We start from the raw sequence: 15117 nt of genomic DNA on the forward strand, positions 1-15117 counted from the left end.
GTAGAGCCTTTCGCGGCAAGAACCCCCCTCCCGGCTTTCTTCGCCTCCAGAAAACCACTCCCACCCAACCTCTGCCCTGTTGGGGTGGGGCGGCCCCCGCTCCCGGTCCCCCCCCCACCTCGGCACCTCAGACCACCCGGGTATGGCCTCGATGGCGCGCGATTTTGCCTAAAACTGGATCCCGACGCGCCCGGGCATGTCCGGCCGGATTCCCATTTTGCCTAAAATTGGGATTTCCAGTTTTAGGCAAAATCGGGATGTCTGGAAGTGCCCGTCCGCATTGCGGAAGGTCAGCGGATGGGGTGGGCTGCGAGGATCGCGCCGACCTGGTCGGCCACCTCCGCGTCGAGCATCGGGTAGCGGCCTCCCGCGACGAAGCGCTCCGAGAGCTCGAAGGTGACCACTTCGCCTTCCGCCAGCAACCGGCCCGCCGCCACCGGGTCCACCGCGACGTTGTCCGGGTGCGTGATCGTGATGTCGGCGAACGTCGCCGCCAGGTACGGGCTCGCGAACTGGGTGAACGAGTCGCCGACCATCCGCACCGGCCGGTCGATCATGCCCGGCAGCGCCGGCGACTCCAGGTGCAGCGGCTGGTGGAAGTCGCTGGGCCTGAACTGCGTGTTGTCCTCCGGCCCGCCGTCGGGCGCCAGCGAGTACGCCTGGATCGGCACGGTCCGGTCCTGCCCGAGCAGGTCCGGGATGTCGGCGCTGTGCGGGTACTGCCGGGACGGCCGGACCAGCCAGCCGCTCGTCACGCCCGGCCGCAGTCGTTCCGCGAGCTGGTAGGTCATGGCGATGCCGCCCTCGTGGGTCCAGTGCGTGTCGATGTCGTGGTAGACCGGCCGCTGGTTGCGCGCCGCGACCTCGCGCAGCTGGGCGCGCAGGTCCACCGCGCCGGTCGCGGCGGGCACCCGGCTCCAGAACTCGTCGCGGGCCTGCGTCGAGCAGTCCTTCCCGGCGTAGCCGTCCGGCATGTTCTCCGGGTAGACGGTGGACTTGTCCGGGGCGATGACCAGCTGGAACTTCCGGCCCGACGCCTCCACCACGGCTCGCCAGCGGCGCAGCCCGGCGATCACCTGGTCCAGGGTCCGCTTCGGCACGCACCGGTATGCCACGTCGTGGCCGAGGTACAGCCAGCCGTTCTTGCCCTCGATGACGGCGGGGAACACGTTCTCGTTGATCGGCGGTTTCTCGTCCACCTGCCCCGCACCTATCGGCGAGGTGTGCGAGCCGCCGGCCAGCCGCGCGGGCTCGCCGAACACGCCGCGGCTGAGCGCGTCGACCGACTGCACGGCGCCCTTGCGGAACGGCAGGTTGTCGGTGGCCCACGCGTTCAGCCCGGTGAAGAACCCCCAGCCTTCGGTGACGCTGGGGAAGGCCGCGAGCGGGCGGTTCTCCAGCTGCTCGGCGCGCGCACCGAAGATCCAGGTCACCACCGGCGCGGTGAAGAACAGCACCGCGCACAGCAGCGCGGCCAGCTGGCGCCTGCCGTGCCGGGGCCGGTGCAGCGGGTGTTCCCGCGGCAACCACGCCTCGTGGACCGGGGGAAGATCGGAATGCTCCTGCCGCGACACGGCACCACGTTAACCGGGCACGCACCGCAACCGACCCAGAACTCGCGGATTCCCGGCACCCCGGCGCGCAGCGGTGAAATTTCCGGGCCCGGCGGTAGCGTCCGCGCATGTTCCGCGAAGCCTTCCCGATCTTGTCGACGCCCGACCTCGGCCGCGCGATGCGCTTCTACTGCGATGTGCTCGGATTCGAGCCGCAATACCGGTTCCCCGCCGAAGGCGAACCCGAATTCGTCACGCTCCGCCTGGAATCCCTCAAGCTCGGCCTCGGCGCGAATCCCGAAGTGCGGCCAGGCCGCCATTTCGCCCTGTGGCTCTACACCGACGACGTCGACGAAGCGGTGGGCCGCCTCCGAGCCGCAGGCGTCCCGATCCTCCGGGAACCCCAGGACATGCCCTGGGGCGAACGCATCGCCACGGCCGCCGACCCGGACGACAACCAGATCCATCTCGGTGCAGCGATCACCTGACCGACACCGCTTTTCCGCCGGCCTGGCCCGTGAGTGTTTTGTGTTGCTATAGCGACACAAAACACTCACGGGCCGCTACCTGACGAAAGCGCATTCGCGGTGCCATAAGGGAAGGCGGGTGTCCTCTTCGGGCAGTTCGTTCTCCGGATTCTTGGGCGGGCACTCCGCGCCCGGATAGCGTTTTCCACGAAAGCGGATCCGCGCAACATTCCTACTATCTCGGAGGAATCATCGTGCTTCGCAAGATCACCGTCGGGGTCGCGGCCGTCGCCGGACTCCTCGCCTTCAGCGCCCCGGCCATGGCCTCCGGTGGCCCGTACCCGGCAGGCGTTTACCCGTCGTACGAAGCGGCTGTGGCGGCGTGCGACGCCGGGAAGGCCCAGGGTCGCTGGACCGGCTGCTCCATCGAGGCCGGCATGGGCGACCCGATCCTCCTGTGGGTCTGGACCGACTGAACGAACTGACTTCGAAGCGCCGCCCCCACATCCGAAGAAGGCGGCGCACCAAGACGCACACCCCGGGGTGCAGGTTCAACAGGCGCATCGAACCTGCACCCCGGGGTGCTTCTTTTCAGGAACGGGCTGCGCGTCAGCCGGTAGGGGCGAGCCGGCTCGCGACGGTCTCACAGGCGAGACGCACCACGGTCCGCAGCTCCCGATCCGATGCACCGGCACGGCTGAGCACCGCGAGGGATTGGTTGATCGCGACGACGTAGATGGCGAGGTCGTCGAGCGTCGCCGGATCGGCGCGCTGATCGTCGAGCGCGGCTCGGATGCGCGTCTGCTGGATGTCGAGCAGGCGGCGGACGTGCGCAGCACTTTCGGGCGTCAGCACGGCCGACTGGGCGGCCGCCTGAGCGATGAGACAGCCCTCCGGCACAGCAGGGTCGTTGATCCTGGCCAGGACGACACCGAAGAACGCCTCGACGGCACGGACCGGATCGCCCGGGTGCGCCGCGAGCGCGTCCTCGAAGCGGGCACCGTACGTCGCGGAGTACCGGTCCAGCGCTCGGCGGAACAACTCGTCCTTGCCGCCGAACGCTCCGTAGAGCGATCCCCGGCCCAGTCCGGTGGCAGTGCCGAGCATGTCCAACGATGCGTCTGCGTATCCCCGCTGCCAGAACACCGCCATCGCCTTGTCCAGGGCTTCGTCGACGTCGAACTGCTTGCGACCCGACATGCCACCTCCTCCGCTCGGCGTGAGCCTACCTACTTCTTGGATCGAACAGTACAAGAATCATGGACCGATCGTTCCAAGATGGTTTACGGTCGGAGCATGGGAGAAACAACCGAGCTCGCAGGCCGCGGCTCCGCCAGCGGCGCCCCCGGGCTGCCCGCCGGGTTCACCGACACCTTCCGCAGCCGCTGGGTGCAGGTCGGTGACCTGCGCCTGCACGCCGTGACCGGCGGCGATGGGCCGCCGTTGCTGCTGCTCGCCGGCTGGCCGCAGACCTGGTACGCATGGCGCGAGCTGATGCCGACGCTGGCGCGGGACTTCACGGTCGTCGCCCCAGACCCCCGGGGCGTTGGCCTGTCCGGCAAGCCGGACGACGGCTACGACACCGGCACCCTCGCCGCCGACATGGCGGGCCTGATGAGCGCGCTGGGACACGACCGCTTCGCGATGGCCGGCCACGACGTCGGCATGTGGACCGGATGCGCGCTGGCCGCGGACCATCCCGAGCGCGTGGAACGCCTGGCCCTCACCGAGGCCGTGATCCCCGGTTTAGCGCCCTCCCCACCGCTGTTCGCGCCGCAGGAGGCCGTCGATCGGCTGTGGCACTTCGGGTTCAACCGGCTCGGCTCGCTGAACGAGGAACTCGTCGCAGGCCGGGAACGGCTCTTCTTCGGGTACCAGTTCGCGACCAAAGCGGCCCGCCAACTGCCGGAGCACGCCGTCGACCTCTACATCGAGGCCCTGTCCGCCGATCGAGAGGCCCTGCGCGCCAGCTTCGAGTTCTACCGCGCGATCGACACGACGATCGCGCAGAACGCCCAGCGCAAGGAGCGGAAGCTGACCATGCCCGTGCTGACCATCGCCGGCGCCCGCTCCGTCGGCGACCTGGTCGGCGAATCCCTGGCCCCGGCCGCCGAAGACGTCACGAGCGTCGTCCTGCCCGAGTGCGGGCACTACCCGGCCGAAGAAGCCCCGCAGGAAATGCTCGCCGCCATGACCGAATTCCTGACCCCGTACCGCGCCGCATTCTGATCGTCAGAACCAGTGAGGTTCTTCCAACCTCGTTTTGCGTGGCGGTGCGGGTAACGGAACCTCAGAGGCTCCCTGGTCCGTGGGTGCCCTGACTTATGCATGTCCGTGTGCGCGGTGCGCTCAGCCGCCGCCGGTGCCGGTGTCGCTGTGGCCGCCAGTGCCGGTACCGCTGCCGCTGCCGCCGATGTCGCTGCCAGTGCCAGTGTCGCTACCCGTGCCGGTGCCGGTACCGCTGTCGCTGCCAGTGCCGCTGCTGCTGTCGCTGCCGCCGGTACCGCTGTCGCTGCCAGTGCCCGTACCGGTGTCGCTGCCGGTACCAGTGCCACCGGTGCCGGTATCGCTGCCAGTGCCAGTGTCGGTGCCGCTGCCAGTGCCCGTACCGGTATCGCTGCCCGTACCGCTGCCGGTGCCAGTGTCGCCGCCGGTGCCAGTATCGCTGCCAGTGCCGCCAGTGTCCGTGCCTCCGGTGCCGGTGTCGGTGCCTCCGGTGCCGCTGTGGCCGCCGGTGCCGGTATCGCTGCCAGTGCCGCCTGTGTCAGTGCCGCCGGGGTTGCTGCCGTGCTGCCCGGGCTCGAACGGATTCGGGGGTGCGGGTGCTGCCGGGGGCACCGCTGGCTCACTGTTCGCACCCTTACCGGGTTCGAAGGGAGGCGGCGGTGCCGGTTCCGGGACGTGCGGCGGTACGTACGGGTTCGGAGGCGGGGATTCGGGCCCACCGAACGGGTTCGGCGGCGGGGGTTCAGGTCCGCCGAACGGGTTCGGCGGCACCGGTTCCGGAACATGAGGTGGCACGAACGGATTCGGCGGCGGCGGTTCAGGTGCCGACGGGGCCTGCACACCGGGAGGTTCGGGAGGCCGTGGCTCGGGAGCACTCCCGCTCGGCCAGAACGTGTAGATCAGGCCACCGGCGGCGACCACTGTGCCCACCACGGCGACGATCTTCTTGAACCGACCCTTGACGACCTCGAACCCGACTTGCGCAGCCTTGACCAGGCTCGTGCCTGCCAGCCACTTCGCGATCTGGCTCACCACGCCCGGGCCTTCGGCAGACTCCGCTCCACCCGGTCCCGGCGCCGGAGGCAGCTGATCACCTGGCTCGGTCGTGGACGGCTCACCGTCCGGCCCCACGGGCGACGGCGCGGAAGGCCCGGGGGCCTGCTGTGCCTGACCAGGCTTCAGGGTCCAGTCCGGCGTTTTCTCACCGGTGCGCAACGTGGGCGTCTTGCCGCCGGCACCCGCATCCACCGCCGGCGGCTCGCCGGCACTCGGCAGCGGCTCCGCAGCTTCGGTGATCGGCAGCTCCGAAACGTCATCACCGCCCGGCCGCCCCGGTTCGTAACCGCTCTCGACCGGCCCCAGCCCGGAATCTTCAGGCGGCGTCACACCGAACTCGTCCAAGGCGGTCTGGTCCGCCCAGGTGTCCCCCTGGTGGTCGTTCAGGAAATCCTCGCTCGCGCGGGACCCGTTGAGGCGAGCGTTCCGCGCCTCCTCGATGCGTTGCCTGGTCGCCTCGATCTCCCGCTGACCGTCCCGGAGTTCGTCGCTGAGCCCGCGTCCTTCCTCATCGAGGTGCTCGACCTCCGACACCGGTTTGCCGAGGGCCTCGGCCGCCTGCATCTCCGACCGATGCATCTTCTGGTGCATCGCCAGCGCCTTCTGGGCGACCTCCAGGCCCCTCTCCTGGTTTTCGATGTAGTTGTCGATCGCCTTCTGGACGACCTGCTGCTTCGTAGTGACCATTCGTCCCCGCCTCCGGATCCGCCACGTGCTCGTCCGAAGAGAGGGCTGCGCCGGCCGGGACCACCATGAGGCGCAGCCGGTCCCCGACAGGCCGGGAATCTCCACTTCCCAGTCCACGCCACATCGATTCGTGGACCGACAGAGCAGAAAGTCCCAACAAGCGAAAAGCCTGGTCAGGGACCCTGAGATGGTCAGAATTGGTAGTACAGGAACGGGCTGAAGGAGCCGGTGGCGACGAGCAGGCCCGCGTAGCCGAGGCCGAGGGTCAGGACGCCGATCCGGAGCGCGTAGGCCTGCGGGGTCCGGACCGCCTCCAGGAACGGGCCCGTGCCCGAGTTCGCCGGCAGCGCCACGACCACCAGCGCCAGCAGCAGGAACACCAGGCGCTGGTTCGTCACCGACGCCGCGACGATGTCCGTCAGGCCCGCGAAGTCCGGCAGCAGCATGTGGCCCAGCATCACCAACGCGCTGCCCAGGTCCGACGACCGGAAGAACACCCAGCCGATCACCACCAGCAGCATCGTCAGCGCGCGGCGGCCGAGCCGGGCCCGGGTGCTGCTCGGCGCGTGCGACCAGCCGAAGGCGCGCTCCACCACCAGCAGCGCGCCGTGGAACAGCCCCCACACCAGGTACGTCCACGCCGCGCCGTGCCAGAAACCGGTCAGCACGAAGATGATCGCCAGGTTCCGGTAGGTGCGCGCCGTGCCCCCGCGGTTGCCGCCCAGCGGGATGTAGACGTAGTCCCGGAACCAGCGGGACAGCGACATGTGCCAGCGGCGCCAGAACTCCGTGACGGTCACCGAGGAGTACGGCCGGGCAAAGTTCTCCGGCAGCCGGAACCCGAGCATCCGGCCCAGCCCGATCGCCATGTCCGAGTAGCCGGAGAAGTCGAAGTACAGCTGCATCGTGTAGCCGATCGCGCCGAGCCAGGCGATCGCGAACGTCATGTCCTCGTTCGGAGTGGCGAAGCAAGCGTCCACCATCGGCGCCAGCGTGTCCGCGATGACGACCTTCTTCGTCAGGCCCCACGCGAACCGCGGGAAGCCCGCCGCGATGTCGTCGAGCCGGTGCGTCCGCTGCTGCGGGAGCTGGTCGGCGATCTCCCGGTAGCGCACGATCGGACCGGCCACCAGCTGCGGGAACATCGCGATGTAGGTGATGAACGAGACCGGATCGCGCAGCGCCGGGCGCTCGCCCCGGTAGATGTCCACCACATAGGAGATGTGGTGGAACGTGTAGAACGAGATCCCGATCGGCAACGCCAGGTGCAGCACCGGGAAGTCGCCGCCGAACCACTGGCCGAGCACCGCGAGCTGCGCGGTGGCGAACCCCGCGTACTTCCAGATCGCCAGGATCGCGAGGTTGAACGAGATCGTGCCGATCAGCAGCCACTTCCGCCGGTTCTGCTCGAAACCCCAGTCGTCGGGCTCCAGGCGCCGGCCGGCGAAGTAGTTCACTGCGATGCAGGCGAGCAGCAGCAGTGTCGTCCCGCCCGCGCCGCTGACGTAGAACAGCAGGCTCGCCACGGCGATCACGACGTTGCGTCCACTGCGCGGTGCGATCAGCACGGCCGCGAGCACAGCCGGCAGGAAGTACCAGAGGAACAGCGGACTTGCGAACGACATCGGGGGCCTCGGGGTACGGGAGGCCCTCGCCTCCTCGCTGGTGCTGAATTGCTCCGTCGGACTCTAGCCGAGCCCGGACCGTCACCGGCCCGGAACGCGATGAGTGCAAACCCGGGACGGCCGCCGCGGCGATCGCCTAGCCTGAGGCCCATGAACGCTCCGCCGCCCGGCTGGTACCCGGACCAGGCAGATCCGCGTTACGTGCGCTGGTGGGACGGCCGGCAGTGGACCCCGCACGTCCAGCCCGCCCAGCCGGTCCAGCAGCAGCCGCAGTACGCGCAGCAGCAGAACGACGCCTCGGCCATCGAGCTGGCGATGGGCGGCACCGGCGACGCCGCGTCCGTCCAGCAGCAGGTGCAGCAGCGCGCCGGTGTCGGCGGCACGGTCGCCGGCGGCGGTGGCACGCTGTTCACCGAGCCGGTCCTGGTGATCAACCAGAAGGCGAAGCTGATCGAGATGGCGAACGAGTACGCCGTCTACGACCAGCACGGCCGCCAGCTCGGCTCGGTCATGCAGGTCGGCCAGAGCGGCGCGCAGAAGGCGCTGCGGATGTTCACCAAGCTCGACTCGCTGATGACCGTGACGCTGGAGATCCGCGACGTCACCGGCCGGCCGATGCTGGTGCTGACCCGCCCGGCGACCATGTGGAAGGGCACGGTGCACGTGCAGCGGCCGGACCAGTCGCCGGTCGGGGACATCAAGCTGGCGAACGTCTGGGGCAAGGCCAGGTTCGACTTCGAGGTCAACGGGCAGCGCATCGGCGGCATGCGCGCGGAGAACCTGCGCGCCTGGGACATCAAGGTCCTCGACCACGCGGACACCGAGATCGGGCAGATCACCAAGACCTGGCAGGGCCTGGCGAAGGCGGCGTTCACGACCGCCGACAACTACGTCCTGCAGGTCCACCGACCGCTCCAGGACCCGTTGCTGAGCATGGTCGTCGCATCGGCCCTGACGGTCGACACCATCCTCGGCCAGAACCAGTCCTGACGCCCCCACCTGCGGTTTCAATTGAAACTGACCCTCAAGTTCCAACCGAAACCGCACCCCTCCGGTGTGTCGGGGTCACGACACACCGGAGGGTGTGGACAACCTCGTACGGCTGTGGAGAACTTCCGCAATTTCAATGGAAATCGGACCTTCGATTTCCATTGAAATTGCGGACCACCGGACCGGGGGTCAGTGCCTGCGGCGGCGGGCGACCTCGGCGAGGACGACGCCCGCGGCGACCGAGGCGTTGAGCGACTCCACTCCTCCCGCCATCGGGATCGACACCGTCTGGTCGCAGGTTTCCCGGACCAGCCGGGACAGTCCGCGCCCCTCCGAGCCCACGACGACCACCAGCGGTCCCGTCGCCAGCTCCAGCTCGTCCGAGGTGACGTCGGCGTCGGCGTCCAGGCCGATGACCATCAGCCCGGCTTCCTTCAGGTCCTTCAGCGTGCGGGTGAGGTTGACCGCCTTGGCGACCGGCAGCTTCGCGGCCGTGCCCGCGCTGGTGCGCCAGGCGACGGCCGTGATCCCGGCGCTGCGCCGCTGCGGCACGATCACGCCGTGCGCACCGAACGCCGCCGCGGAGCGGATCACCGCGCCCAGGTTGCGCGGGTCGGTCACGCCGTCGAGCGCGACGATCAGCGGCGGCATGCCGGAATCGTGCGCCGCCGCGAGCACGTCCTCCGGGTGCGCGTAGGAGAACTGCGGCACCTGGAGCGCGAGCCCCTGGTGCATCGCGTTGTTCGTCATCCGGTCGAGCTCCATGCGCGGCACGTCCACCACGGAGATCCCGCGCGACTTCGCCTCCCGCACCGCCTCGGTGACCCGGTCGTCGATGTCGATGCCCTGCGCCACGTACAGCCCGGTCGCGGGCACACCGGCCCGGATGCACTCCACCACCGGGTTGCGCCCGGCCACCAGCTCCGGCTGCGTGTCCTGCTGCGCCTTGCGCTTCGCGCGCTGCTGCTCCGCCTTGCTGCGCGCGTCGGCGCGCCGCTTCGCGGGGTGGCTGACCCGGTCCTCCGCCTTCGGCGTCGGCCCCTTGCCGATCAGCCCCCGGCGGCGCTGCCCGCCGGATCCGACGACCATGCCCTTCTTGTTGCTCTTGCGCATGCCGCCGCGGCGTTTGTCGTTGCCGGCCACGTGTTACCCGTCTTTCAATGTCCACATCGGACCGTCGGGGGTGTCCTCGACGGCAATCCCGCTGGCCTGCAACCGATCGCGCAGCAGGTCGGCGGTGGCGAAGTCGCGCTCCTGGCGGGCCTGCCGGCGCTGGTCGAGCATCGCCTGGACCAGGTCGGCCAGCGCGGCGTGCGCGGCATCGTCCGAACCGGCGTCCTCGGCCCACTTCTCGGACAGCGGGTCCAACCCGAGCACGTCCATCATGGCCCGCACCGACGCCGCCGCGTCGCGAGCCGCCTCGTCGTCGCCGCGGTCCAGCGCCGCGTTGCCCTCCCGGACCACGTTGTGCACCGCCGCGATCGCCTGCGGCGTCGACAGGTCGTCGTCCATCGCCTCGGTGAACTCCGCGGCCGGCTCGCCGGGCTCGACGTTGCCGGCTCGCTGCCCGACGCGGCGCACGAACGACTCGATGCGCCGGTACGCGGCGACCGCCTCGGCCAGCCCGCCCTCGGAGAACTCGATAGTCGACCGGTAGTGCGGCGTGACCAGGTAGTAGCGCAGCTCGGCCGCGCGGGCGCGCTTGAGCACCGCCGGGATGGACAGCGTGTTGCCGAGCGACTTCGACATCTTCTCGCCGCTCATGGTCACCCATGCGTTGTGCATCCAGTACTGCGCGAAGCCGTCCCCGGCCGCGTTCGACTGGGCCAGCTCGTTCTCGTGGTGCGGGAACACCAGGTCCAGGCCGCCGCCGTGGATGTCGAACTCGCTGCCGAGGTAGAACGTGGCCATCGCGGAGCACTCCAGGTGCCAGCCCGGGCGGCCGTGCCCCCACGGCGTCGGCCAGCTCGGCTCGCCCGGCTTCGCGCCCTTCCACAGCGTGAAGTCGCGCGGGTCGCGCTTTCCGCTGGCCAGGGTCTCGCCCTGCTGCACCTCTTCGAGGCGCTGCCCGGACAGCTTGCCGTAGTGGTCGGCGTAGGAGGCCACCGCGAAGTAGACGTCGCCGCCCGCCGCGTAGGCGTGGCCCTTGTCGATCAGCCGCTGGATCAGGTCGACCATCTGCGTGACGTGCCCGGTCGCGCGCGGCAGCACCGACGGCGGCTGGCAGCCGAGCTGGTCGTAGGCCAGCTCGAAGGCGCGCTCGTGCGTCGCGGCCCACTCCCACCACGGCCGACCGGCTTCGCCGGCCTTGGTGAGGATCTTGTCGTCGATGTCGGTGACGTTGCGGACCAGGCGCACGTCGTAGCCGACCCGCTGCAGCCAGCGGCGCAGCACGTCGAAGTTCAGCCCGCTGCGGACGTGGCCGACGTGCGGAATGCCCTGCACGGTGGCACCACAGACGTAGATCGACGCCACTCCGTCGCAGCGCGGGTGGAATTCGCGCGTCGTGCGGGTCGCGGTGTCATGCAGGTGCAGGCTCACGCCCCTGATGGTACGGGGACAGGTCGGCGCGCAATCACGACAGGGGCTGGCGCGTCAAGGGGTAGTGATCGTCAGCGCAGCACGTCGGCGACGGCGGTCAGCAATCCGTCCGGCCGCTCGGCGGTGGACACGGGGTCGACGATCGCCACCCGGCAGCCGACCGCCGCCGCGCCGCCGTCGGCCTCCTCGCTGTCGCCGACCATCAGCGCCTCCTCCGGCGCGACGCCGAGCCGCTCGCAGGCGCGCAGGAAGATCTTCGGGTCCGGCTTGATGACACCTTCGAGGTAGGACAGCAGGAACTCGTCGACGTAACCGGTGACGCCGATCCGCTCGAACGCGGGCCGGATGTCGAAGGCGATGTTGCTGATCACGCCGATCTTGGTGCCCGCCTCGTGCAACCGGCGCATCACCTCGACGGTGTCCGGGTACGCCGTCCAGAAGCCGGGGTCGATCAGCCGCTCGTAGAGGCCCTCGGCCTGACCGTCCTGCACCCCGGAGCTGCGCAGCACCTCCAGGTAGACCTTGCGGTGCAGGGCTGGATCGAGGTCGCGGTTCTCCCACGCGTCCTGGAATTCCGGGCCGAGCTGCACGATCTGGCCGACCGGCGCCGTCATCCGGCGCATCACCTCGGCCTGCGCCTCCAGGTCGAACGGGGCGCCGTCGGCGCCGGCGAGGTCGGTGAACCAGGACTCGTCTTCTTCGAGACGGAACAGCGTGCCGGAGAAATCGAAGAGCACCGCGCGCGAAGTCACGCCACCAACGGTAAGTGGACTGGACCGGGTCGGGCACCGACATGCGGCCAAGCTCACGACCCGGACCACCCCTCCGCCGCAGTCAGCAGCGCCGCGCCTGGTGGCTGCGCATCGGGACGACGATGCCCGCGATGCAGATGGCCGCACTCGCCCACAACAGGATCACGGCCGCCGCCAGGCCGAGGCCGCTGCCCCCGGACCACAACACGAACGACACTGGCCACACCAACGCCGGCTGCACTACGAGCAGCCGACGCACCCACCGGTTCCGCTCGATCACCATGCGTCGAGCATGGCGCGGACCGACCCCGGCATTCCAGACCGCGAGCCCTGAGTTTTCCCTGACTCCGCCTATCCGTTACGCCTAGCTATCCGCCTGTTACTCGACGGGCCGGACGCAGCCGCCGTGCGCACTTCGCGTCGCTATCGCAGCACGAAGTGCTCACGGCCCCGTGGCCAGCCGGAACCGTCAGGTCGCCGGGAAGATCAGGGCGGTGGCCACGGCGGCGATGCCTTCGCCGCGGCCGGTGAGGCCCAGGCCGTCGGAGGTCGTGCCGGACACCGACACCGGCGCGCCGACCGCCTCCGAGAGCACCTGCTGCGCCTCCTCGCGGCGCTTGCCGATGCGCGGCGCGTTGCCGATCACCTGCACGGTCGCGTTGCCGATCCGAAAACCCGCCGCAGCGACCCGGTTCCGCACCTCGACCAGGAAGTCCGCGCCGTGGGCGCCGGCCCAGCGGTCGTCGTCGGTGCCGAACACCGCGCCGAGATCGCCGAGTCCCGCCGCCGACAGCAGCGCGTCGCACAGCGCGTGCGCCGCGACGTCGCCGTCGGAGTGCCCGGCGCAGCCGTCCACGCCCGGCCAGAGCAGGCCCGCCATCCAGCAGTCGCGCCCGGCTTCGACGGGGTGGACGTCGACGCCCTGGCCGACTCGGGGCAGCAGCTCGGTCACTCGGGTTCTCCAGCCACGGCCAGCACCGATTCGGCGATGGCCAGATCGAAGGCGGTGGTGATCTTCAGGGCGTGCGGGTGCCCGGCGACGGTGTGCACCTTGCCGCCGACCCGCTCCACGAGCCCGGCGTCGTCGGTGGCCACGTCACCGGCCGCGGCGTAGGCCGCCCGCAGCACGTCGATGGCGAAACCTTGGGGCGTCTGCACCGCCCGCAGCTGCGAGCGGTCCACGGTCGAGACGACGTCGCCCGCGTCGTCGACCTGCTTGATCGTGTCGGTCACCGGCAGCACCGGGATCACCGCGGGAGCGCCCTGCTCGACCGCGGACACGACATCCCGGATCATCGAAGCCGGGGTGAAAGCACGTGCGGCGTCGTGCACCAGCACGACCCGCGCATCCGGCGCGATCCGCTCGACCGCGTCGAGCGCGCGCCGCACGGAGTCGGTCCGCTCCGCTCCCCCGGCGACCACGTGCGCGGACGGCAACGCGGCCAGCTCCGCGGTCACGACCTCGACCTGATCGGCCGGGGCCGCGACCACGACGTGCTGCACGCGGCCCGAGGCCAGCAGGCCGCGGACCGCGCGCAACAACAACGATTCACCGATCACCGGAACCAGCGCCTTCGGCATCCCGGCACCCAGGCGCACCCCGCGGCCGGCCGCGGGTACCAGCGCGACAACGCTCACGCTCGTCTATTCCCGATGATCACACTGCGGTGGCGAGGACTTCGTCCAGCAGGGTTTCCGCCTTGCCTTCGTCAGTACCTTCGGCCAATGCCAACTCGCTGACCAGGATCTGCCGCGCCTTCGCGAGCATTCGCTTCTCGCCTGCGGACAGGCCACGATCCTTCTCGCGTCGCCAGAGGTCGCGCACCACTTCGGCCACCTTGTTCACATCGCCGGAGGCGAGCTTCTCCAGGTTGGCCTTGTACCGTCGAGACCAGTTGGTGGGCTCTTCGGTGTGCGGGGCCCGCAGCACATCGAAGACCCGATCGAGCCCCTCCTGACCGACAACGTCCCGGACGCCGACGATCTCGGCGTTGTCCGCGGGAACGCGCACGGTCAGGTCGCCCTGCGCGACCTTGAGGACGAGGTACTGCTTTTCCTCGCCCTTGATCACACGAGTCTCGATTGCTTCGATGAGCGCGGCACCGTGATGCGGGTAGACGACGGTCTCTCCGACCTTGAAAACCATGTGTCCTCTGCCCCTTTCGCTACGCCCAGTTTAGCACGTCGGGCAACCGGGCCTCGACCACCTCGCCATCCGTATTCGCAGGTCAGGCGGCGGACAGGGGTTGACAAGGATGCCCCGAACGTGCAAGGAGACACCTTTCGGCCCACTGAAATCGTCCACTATGGATAGTCTGGACGGAGTGCCATCCGGGCCTCCGGGGACCCGGAAATAGGTAGTTCGGCTAGCCCCTCGAACGGCCGCGCGCGGTGGGGATTAAGCTTCCAGCGGTTGTCCGGCAATCAGGAAGGACGCTGCATCCGTGAGCCGCCCTCAGCACCTCAAGGCCGTTCGCCTGCGGTTGATCCCGGCCGTCATCGGGCTCGGCGCCGTCGTCGCCCTCGCCGGGTGCAGTGCCGGTCAGGTGACCGAGACCGACACCCAGGTCGCCGCCGTCAACGGCGGCAACGGTGACCTCAAGCAGATCTCGATCCGCGACGCCACCTTCACCTTCCCGACCACCGACGCGCGCTACCCGGCCGGTTCCTCCGCGCCGGTGCAGCTGGTGATCGCCAACGAGGGGCCGAGCGACAAGCTGGTCCAGGTCTCCAGCCCCTACGCCGCGTCGGCGACCCTCGGCGGCATCACCGACCTGCCGAGCCGGACCGCGCTGCACGCCGTCGGCAAGTCCGCGCAGGTCCAGCAGGGCGAGACGGCCGCGGACCGCGTGGTGGAGATCACTCTGAACGGGTTCAAGCAGGACATCACGCCGGGCGTGACGGTCCCGGTGACCTTCGTCTTTGAGAAGGCCGGCTCGGTCACCGTGCAGGTGCCGGTGGGTGCCGACCACTCACCGCGCCCCGAGCACGGCAGCCCGGTGTCGGGCGCCGAGCAGGGCGGCGGTCACTGACCGCAGGCTTCGCCGGAACGGGCCGTCCGAACGCGCGGGCGGCCCGTTCTCGCGTCTCGTGGGGCCGCAATTTCCATTGAAATCGAAGGTCTGATTTCCATTGAAATTGCGGCACCACGGACGGCGGGCCGGGCTGCGGGCAGGGTGTTGACCGCCTGATCCACTCGAACGTGGTGAATCCGGTGCGG

General features: G+C 69.7%; 16 protein-coding genes. 5 read left to right on the plus strand and 11 right to left on the minus strand.

Annotated elements, in window-relative coordinates; all coding sequences use genetic code 11:
* Positions 1–290 precede the first annotated feature (290 nt).
* Positions 291–1574 (minus strand): alginate O-acetyltransferase AlgX-related protein, encoded by a 1284-nt coding sequence (locus AC07EQ_RS17120; protein ID WP_478388886.1) that lies wholly within the window; start codon positions 1572–1574, stop codon positions 291–293.
* Between the two features lie 107 nt (positions 1575–1681).
* Here AC07EQ_RS17120 and AC07EQ_RS17125 point away from each other — a divergent pair, with 107 nt between their 5' ends.
* Together AC07EQ_RS17125 and AC07EQ_RS17130 are read left to right on the plus strand one after the other, a co-directional pair.
* The gene (locus AC07EQ_RS17125) at positions 1682–2041 is read left to right on the plus strand and encodes a VOC family protein (RefSeq protein ID WP_478388887.1); all 360 of its coding nucleotides are present in this window, start codon (positions 1682–1684) and stop codon (positions 2039–2041) included.
* Between the two features lie 233 nt (positions 2042–2274).
* Entirely contained in the window at positions 2275–2496 is a 222-nt protein-coding gene (locus AC07EQ_RS17130) for a hypothetical protein (RefSeq protein WP_478388888.1), read from the plus strand.
* 133 nt (positions 2497–2629) lie between these two features.
* Here AC07EQ_RS17130 and AC07EQ_RS17135 read toward each other — a convergent pair whose 3' ends face one another.
* Positions 2630–3220 (minus strand): TetR/AcrR family transcriptional regulator, encoded by a 591-nt coding sequence (locus AC07EQ_RS17135; RefSeq protein WP_478388889.1) that lies wholly within the window; start codon positions 3218–3220, stop codon positions 2630–2632.
* Between the two features lie 96 nt (positions 3221–3316).
* On the opposite strand from AC07EQ_RS17135, the gene AC07EQ_RS17140 reads away from it, so the two are divergent.
* Complete coding sequence (locus tag AC07EQ_RS17140; RefSeq protein WP_478388890.1) at positions 3317–4249, plus strand: alpha/beta fold hydrolase; 933 nt, start codon at positions 3317–3319, stop codon at positions 4247–4249.
* 120 nt (positions 4250–4369) lie between these two features.
* On the opposite strand, the gene AC07EQ_RS17145 is transcribed toward AC07EQ_RS17140, so the two are convergent.
* Together AC07EQ_RS17145 and AC07EQ_RS17150 are read right to left on the minus strand one after the other, a co-directional pair.
* Positions 4370–6106, minus strand: coding sequence for a hypothetical protein (locus AC07EQ_RS17145; protein WP_478388891.1), 1737 nt, complete (start codon positions 6104–6106; stop codon positions 4370–4372).
* 74 nt (positions 6107–6180) lie between these two features.
* Positions 6181–7614: an MBOAT family O-acyltransferase gene (locus tag AC07EQ_RS17150; RefSeq protein ID WP_478388892.1), complete on the minus strand. Its 1434-nt coding sequence runs from the start codon at positions 7612–7614 to the stop codon at positions 6181–6183.
* A 150-nt stretch (positions 7615–7764) separates the two neighbouring features.
* Here AC07EQ_RS17150 and AC07EQ_RS17155 point away from each other — a divergent pair, with 150 nt between their 5' ends.
* On the plus strand, positions 7765–8604 hold the full coding sequence (locus AC07EQ_RS17155) for a phospholipid scramblase-related protein (RefSeq protein ID WP_478388893.1): 840 nt from the start codon (positions 7765–7767) through the stop codon (positions 8602–8604).
* 189 nt (positions 8605–8793) lie between these two features.
* Here AC07EQ_RS17155 and rlmB read toward each other — a convergent pair whose 3' ends face one another.
* The 7 genes from rlmB to AC07EQ_RS17190 all read right to left on the minus strand — a co-directional run bounded on the left by rlmB (position 8794) and on the right by AC07EQ_RS17190 (position 14043).
* The gene (rlmB, locus tag AC07EQ_RS17160; protein ID WP_478388894.1) at positions 8794–9747 is read right to left on the minus strand and encodes a 23S rRNA (guanosine(2251)-2'-O)-methyltransferase RlmB; all 954 of its coding nucleotides are present in this window, start codon (positions 9745–9747) and stop codon (positions 8794–8796) included.
* A gap of 3 nt (positions 9748–9750) precedes the next feature.
* The gene (gene cysS, locus AC07EQ_RS17165; RefSeq protein ID WP_478388895.1) at positions 9751–11145 is read right to left on the minus strand and encodes a cysteine--tRNA ligase; all 1395 of its coding nucleotides are present in this window, start codon (positions 11143–11145) and stop codon (positions 9751–9753) included.
* A 71-nt stretch (positions 11146–11216) separates the two neighbouring features.
* Positions 11217–11897, minus strand: a complete 681-nt coding sequence (locus tag AC07EQ_RS17170; protein WP_478388896.1) for an HAD family hydrolase — start codon at positions 11895–11897, stop codon at positions 11217–11219.
* A gap of 82 nt (positions 11898–11979) precedes the next feature.
* Positions 11980–12180 carry a hypothetical protein gene (locus AC07EQ_RS17175; RefSeq protein ID WP_478388897.1) on the minus strand — a complete coding sequence of 67 codons (201 nt, stop codon included), beginning with the start codon at positions 12178–12180 and terminating at the stop codon, positions 11980–11982.
* A 186-nt stretch (positions 12181–12366) separates the two neighbouring features.
* Positions 12367–12849 (minus strand): 2-C-methyl-D-erythritol 2,4-cyclodiphosphate synthase, encoded by a 483-nt coding sequence (gene ispF, locus AC07EQ_RS17180; RefSeq protein WP_478388898.1) that lies wholly within the window; start codon positions 12847–12849, stop codon positions 12367–12369.
* On the minus strand, positions 12846–13535 hold the full coding sequence (gene ispD, locus AC07EQ_RS17185; protein WP_478388899.1) for a 2-C-methyl-D-erythritol 4-phosphate cytidylyltransferase: 690 nt from the start codon (positions 13533–13535) through the stop codon (positions 12846–12848). The genes ispF and ispD overlap by 4 nt, the downstream gene beginning before the upstream one ends.
* Before the next feature lie 19 nt (positions 13536–13554).
* On the minus strand, positions 13555–14043 hold the full coding sequence (locus AC07EQ_RS17190) for a CarD family transcriptional regulator (protein WP_009947449.1): 489 nt from the start codon (positions 14041–14043) through the stop codon (positions 13555–13557).
* Positions 14044–14341: 298 nt separating this feature from the next.
* Here AC07EQ_RS17190 and AC07EQ_RS17195 point away from each other — a divergent pair, with 298 nt between their 5' ends.
* The gene (locus tag AC07EQ_RS17195; RefSeq protein ID WP_478388900.1) at positions 14342–14929 is read left to right on the plus strand and encodes a copper chaperone PCu(A)C domain-containing protein; all 588 of its coding nucleotides are present in this window, start codon (positions 14342–14344) and stop codon (positions 14927–14929) included.
* The last annotated feature ends 188 nt before the right edge of the window (positions 14930–15117 follow it).

The organism is Saccharopolyspora sp. NPDC045839, assembly GCF_056431645.1.